The following is a 5,433-nucleotide window of genomic DNA, read 5'->3' on the forward strand; positions in this document are numbered from 1 at the left end:
GCATCTAATTCCAATAAGACCAAATAGAAAATTTGAACGAAAAATTGGAAAATACAGGACAAGAACAAAACCAATAGTAACTAAAAATCAAAAGAATAGCTTATGATTTTTTCTTAACTTAATGACATTGTTCGCGCGGGAGCGGGGGTTCCAGTAACTTCTATAAATGGTAATTCTGTTTGCTGACTATTTTGAGAAAATGTAAAAAAATTAAAGCTAAGAAGAATTAGTAAGATTGATTTTTTCATGATATTGAAAATTAGTAATATTAAATTTTTTGTTTAATAGTTAGAACAAATAAACGAAACTCTTGGAAATAAATTGCTTTTATTTTAGTTTATGTTAAAATTTAAAAAGCTCAAATCGTTTAGAATTGAGCTTTTTAAATTTCAACATTTTTATATTTAATAAGCAATGATTTCTCCAGAACCTGTAATTACTTTATTTACAGATTGTGGTTTGCTTTTGTATTTTATGGTGCCACTTCCAGCTACTTTTGCTTCTAAGAAAGTGGTGCAGTTTACTTTTATTTCACCCGAACCTGTAACTATTACGTTTGCATTTGTGGCAATTAATTTTGAAGAATCGATTTCTCCTGAACCTGATACTGTTTCTTCTAATTCTTTTACTTCTCCTTTAATTTCAATTTCTCCTGAACCTGATAAGGTTGTTTTTAAATGTGTTGCACTAATGTCAAAATTACCTTCTCCAGAACCAGTAAATGCAATATTAAAATTAGTGGCAGTAATCGTGTTTTTGGTTTCAATTTCACCCGAACCCCCAAAGGATACCGAACTAATTTCTTCAAACGGAATCGTAATTGTAATATTTGATTTGTAAGTGTAGTTTTTGTTTTTATCAAAACGAACAATTAAAGTATTGTTTTCAACTTCAGTTACAATATGCGAAATAATGTTTTCATCGCCATCAATAGTAATGTTGCCTTCTTTTCCTGAAACTAATACAACTTTAAAAGAACCACTTGCGCTAATTGCATCATAAGTTGAGGTTGTTCGGGTAATGCTTGTTTTTACTCCTGATTCTTTAATTTTTTCTTTTTTCCAATTTTGTGCCTGAGCAATTGATAGGCTGAAAAGCGCTAATATGAATACTATTTTTTTCATGTTTTATTTAGTTAAAAGTTGAAGACTTCCGTAGTCAGTAGTTACATTAATTTTAGATTTTCCTTGTGCAATATGATATCCTGTAAAAGATTTTGAGGTGTTTTTTTCATATTTATCGGTGTATTTAATTTCTATTGCGTCTTTAAAAGAACCATATTTTAACTCTACCTGTACATCAAATGCATAATCATGAGTACATATTATTTTAGTGTGGGTGTAATTTCCATCTATTAAAATAGCATCCGTATTTTTATTTGCACCTATTTGAACATCGCTATAATTTGACTTTATTGTTGTTGAATTTCCAATCTCTCCCAGTTTTAAAGTAAGATAATTTCCATTAATAACTGATTTTGAAACTGTTGTGGCTTTTAATTTGGTATAATTCGAATATAAATTTAAACTTCCAACAGATTGAAATTCAAAAGTGTTATAATTTCCATCGATATTAATTTGATTTCCTTTCTGAATTTCAACTTCTGAATATTGACTGTTTAAATTCAATTTGTCAACACTAGAAATAGTTGAGTTCTGTGAATAAGCAATAGTAATATTGTTTGATTTCCCACTCAATTGACCTAAAAACAAGCTTCCGTATTTACAATTAATGGCTAAGTTTCCGTTTAATTTATCAATTGAAATGTTACCATATTTGTTATTTAAATCAACATTTCCATTTTTAGGAATTTTTACAACATAATTAATTTCGTAGCTAAGATTGCTGTTGCCTTGCCAATTTTTCCCGTTTATTTCGGTTACTGCTGCTACTTTATTCGATGTTGCAGCAAAACTAATATCAATATCGTTTAAGCGTTCGGTAACTTTTTTATCGTTATTGCCCGAAACTTTAATTTGAACTTGAATAGAAATTTTATTCTCGTCCCATAAGTACACATTTACATTTCCATATAAATTTGTAACACTTAAAAGCGCATCATTACTAACTTCAAAAGTTTTTGAAATTGTTTTTTCTTTATTAATTGCTTTTTTTTCATCTGAAGCCATACCTATTGAAGGAATCAAAATGAAAAGCAATAAGAGTTTACATATATTTTTCATTAGTATTCGTTTTTAATTTGTTGATCTGTTCTATTTGTTCTAATACGGTTTTGATAAACGAAATTCGAGTTTGCATATTTGTTATCATTGCAAATACAATTTGTTTGTTTTCTCCATTCTTAATAATTTCATTTTTTAAAGATTCGTAATCTTTTTCAAGTGTTTCCATTTCTTTTAAAGCATCATTTATAAGAATTGCAGTTTCAGGATTTTCATGTTGCTGTAAATTTTTCAATTCAGAATTAATCACCGATGAAAAATAATCGTGAGTTTCTTGAACTGGCGGAGAAAAAACAACTTCTGGTTGAGTGCTAAAGTCATTAAAATAGATAATTCCAAAACTCAATGCTAAAGAAGCGGCTATAGCAATTGGTATCCAAGCTCTTTTCTTTTTCTTAGGCGTTTGAGATTTAAGTTTAGACAAAAAGCGATTTTCGTGGCCTTCGTTTGGCGTTTCAAAATCCCAGTTAGTGTGTTTGTCAAAAAGTTGATTCATATTATCTTTCATTGTCATTTAGTTTTTTTCTTAAACTTTCCTTTGCTCTGCTCATAGTTGTTCTGCAATTTTCATTTGAGATATTTAAAATCGATGAAATTTCCTCTAAATCATAACCTTCAATAAAAAACAAAGTCAATATAATTTTATAGTTAGATTTTAAGCTTTGTATTGTTTTTAAAATCTGCTCTGCTTTTAATTCATTATAAGAAATGATATCATTTTCATTAATGTCTTCAAATTCATTCCCTTCATTTAAACTTTCAAATTGAAATTGATTCGCTTTTTTTAATTCGTTAATACTAGTATTGATAACAATTTTTTTTAACCAAGCTCCAAATGTTACCTTTCCGCTGTAAGAATCTAATTTCGTAAAAGCTTTTAAAAAGCTATCCTGCATTATTTCTTCTGCCAAAGTTTTGTTTGAAACAATTCTAAAAGCCACATTAAACATTGCACTACAATACATATTATAGAGTGCGAGTTGTGCTTTTTGATTATTTTCTTTGCACTTTTGTAATAGAATTGCTATTTCAGAATTTGGGCTTTTCAAGTTTGTTATCAGATTAATCTATTCTAAAGACAATTGCTTTTTGTAATTGTTACAGTTTTATAATTTTATTTTCATAAAAATAAAAAATCCGAATATTAAATTCGGATTTTATGAACTATGATGTGTATTTTCACTTAAAATAACTAAACGTTTCGTTGTTTTCAATTTTCAATAGCGTTTCGTAAATCAATTTAATTACATTTTCTACGTCTTCGCGGTGTACCATTTCTACTGTGGTGTGCATATAACGCAACGGTAACGAAATCAAAGCCGAGGCAACTCCGCCATTGCTATACGCAAAAGCATCGGTATCGGTTCCGGTAACGCGAGAAGTCGCATGGCGTTGGAAAGGGATTTTGTTTTCTACCGCCGTGTCCACAATCATTTCACGTAATACGTTTTGTGTCGCCGGAGCGTACGCAATCACAGGTCCGCGTCCCATTTTTAAATCACCTTCAATTTTTTTATCAATCATGGGTGTAGTGGTATCGTGGCAAACATCGGTTACTATGGCAACGTTTGGTTTAATGCGTTGGGTAATCATTTCGGCACCACGCAAACCAATTTCCTCCTGCACCGAGTTTACGATGTACAATCCAAAAGGTAATTTCTTTTTGTTCTCCTTTAATAAACGCGCTACTTCGGCAATCATAAAACCACCCATGCGGTTATCAATGGCTCTACATACAAATTTATCGTGGTTTAAAATCTCAAAAGTATCAGGATACGTAATCACACAACCCACATGAACGCCTAAAGCTTCAACTTCGGCTTTCGTAGAGCAGCCACAATCAATAAAGATGTTTTCAATTTTTGCCGTTTCTTCTGCTTTTCCGCTTCTTCCTCTAGTGTGAATCGCTGGCCAACCAAAAACACCACGCACAATGCCTTTCTTCGTATGAATGTTCACACGCTTCGATGGTGCAATCTGATGATCCGAACCTCCGTTTCTAATCACGTAGATTAATCCGTCATCGGTAATGTAATTCACATACCACGAAATTTCATCGGCATGACCTTCAATCACCACTTTATAAGGCGCATCCGGATTAATAACACCAACGGCACTTCCGTAGGTATCCGTAATAAAAGTATCTACATACGGTTTTAGATAGTCCATCCAGATTTTTTGCCCTTCCGCTTCATGTCCCGTTGGGGAGGCATTATTCAAATAATTTTCCAAAAAAGTCATCGACGACTTCTTTAATATCGATTTTGTACTCATCTTAAAATATAATTTTTTGCTAATTTAAAAATAAGATATTAGAGTTTCACATAATTTCAATAATTTTGGTTTACTTTTTGCAGTGAGTTAAAAAGTTAAAATCAATCATCATGTACAAATCATTATTAAGTAGCTTTTTCTTGTTCATCGCTACTTTCTCGTTCGCCCAAACCGAAACCGATACGTTACAAATGACGCAACAGGATTCGTCTATTATATATTCCATCGAATTAAAGGAAATCATTTTCACGCCCAATAACGTTTACACGTCGGACGAAGACAAAAAAGCCAAGTTAATATTAAAGAGACGCATCTTTAAAGTATATCCGTATGCCAAATTAACGGCTGATAAGCTTACGCAGTTAAACGCCACGATGGCAAAACTAAAAACCAGTCGCGAAAAAAAGAAATATTTTAAAATCGTAGAAAAGTATTTAGAGGAAGAATTTGAACCGCGTTTAAAAAAGTTATCGCGTAAAGATGGTCAAATCCTAGTAAAATTAATTTACCGCCAAACCGGAAGCACGACTTTCGATTTAATCAAAGAATACAAAAGCGGATGGAAAGCCTTTTGGGCCAATTCCACAGCCTATTTATTCGACATCAACCTCAAAACCGAGTACAAACCATTCGAAGTTAAAGAAGACTACCATATAGAAGGTATCCTAAACGCCGCGTTTAATCAAGGGCAACTTTCCAAACAAGAAGCCAAGAAAGCCATCGACTTCGACAAACTAAACGAACACTGGATTAATAAAATCAAACTCCAATCTAAAACAGCGTCTAAAGATTAATTTTTTTTGAAGCAGATATTCAGCATTCCATAAAGACTAATAGTCCCGCTCATATCTTTGCTCTATTCTAAAAGTATGAATAATTTTATCTTTTAAATAGTATTAATAGATAAGCAAAACAAAGTTGCAAAATTGTGATCCCGCCAGATACATCTTTTGATGATATTGTTGAGACAGGTAAA

Annotated in this window: 6 protein-coding genes; 1 reads left to right on the plus strand and 5 read right to left on the minus strand. The window is 31.7% G+C overall.

Annotated elements, in window-relative coordinates:
• Window positions 1-404: 404 nt before the first annotated feature.
• The 5 genes from ACE3PD_RS06865 to ACE3PD_RS06885 all read right to left on the minus strand — a co-directional run bounded on the left by ACE3PD_RS06865 (window position 405) and on the right by ACE3PD_RS06885 (window position 4,457).
• Window positions 405-1,124 carry a head GIN domain-containing protein gene (locus tag ACE3PD_RS06865; RefSeq protein ID WP_374400858.1) on the minus strand — a complete coding sequence of 240 codons (720 nt, stop codon included), beginning with the start codon at window positions 1,122-1,124 and terminating at the stop codon, window positions 405-407.
• 3 nt (window positions 1,125-1,127) lie between these two features.
• On the minus strand, window positions 1,128-2,183 hold the full coding sequence (locus ACE3PD_RS06870) for a hypothetical protein (RefSeq protein ID WP_374400860.1): 1,056 nt from the start codon (window positions 2,181-2,183) through the stop codon (window positions 1,128-1,130).
• Window positions 2,167-2,691: an anti-sigma factor gene (locus ACE3PD_RS06875; RefSeq protein ID WP_374400862.1), complete on the minus strand. Its 525-nt coding sequence runs from the start codon at window positions 2,689-2,691 to the stop codon at window positions 2,167-2,169. The genes ACE3PD_RS06870 and ACE3PD_RS06875 overlap by 17 nt, the downstream gene beginning before the upstream one ends.
• Window positions 2,681-3,232, minus strand: a complete 552-nt coding sequence (locus tag ACE3PD_RS06880) for an RNA polymerase sigma factor (RefSeq protein WP_374400864.1) — start codon at window positions 3,230-3,232, stop codon at window positions 2,681-2,683. The genes ACE3PD_RS06875 and ACE3PD_RS06880 overlap by 11 nt, the downstream gene beginning before the upstream one ends.
• Window positions 3,233-3,362: 130 nt before the next feature.
• Window positions 3,363-4,457 (minus strand): M42 family metallopeptidase, encoded by a 1,095-nt coding sequence (locus ACE3PD_RS06885; RefSeq protein ID WP_374400866.1) that lies wholly within the window; start codon window positions 4,455-4,457, stop codon window positions 3,363-3,365.
• Window positions 4,458-4,567: 110 nt separating this feature from the next.
• On the opposite strand from ACE3PD_RS06885, the gene ACE3PD_RS06890 reads away from it, so the two are divergent.
• A complete protein-coding gene (locus ACE3PD_RS06890; RefSeq protein WP_374400868.1) occupies window positions 4,568-5,251 on the plus strand; it encodes a DUF4294 domain-containing protein in 684 nt (227 codons plus the stop codon).
• Window positions 5,252-5,433: the final 182 nt, after the last annotated feature.

This window comes from Flavobacterium sp., assembly GCF_041911335.1.
In the GTDB taxonomy this organism is placed as follows: domain Bacteria; phylum Bacteroidota; class Bacteroidia; order Flavobacteriales; family Flavobacteriaceae; genus Flavobacterium.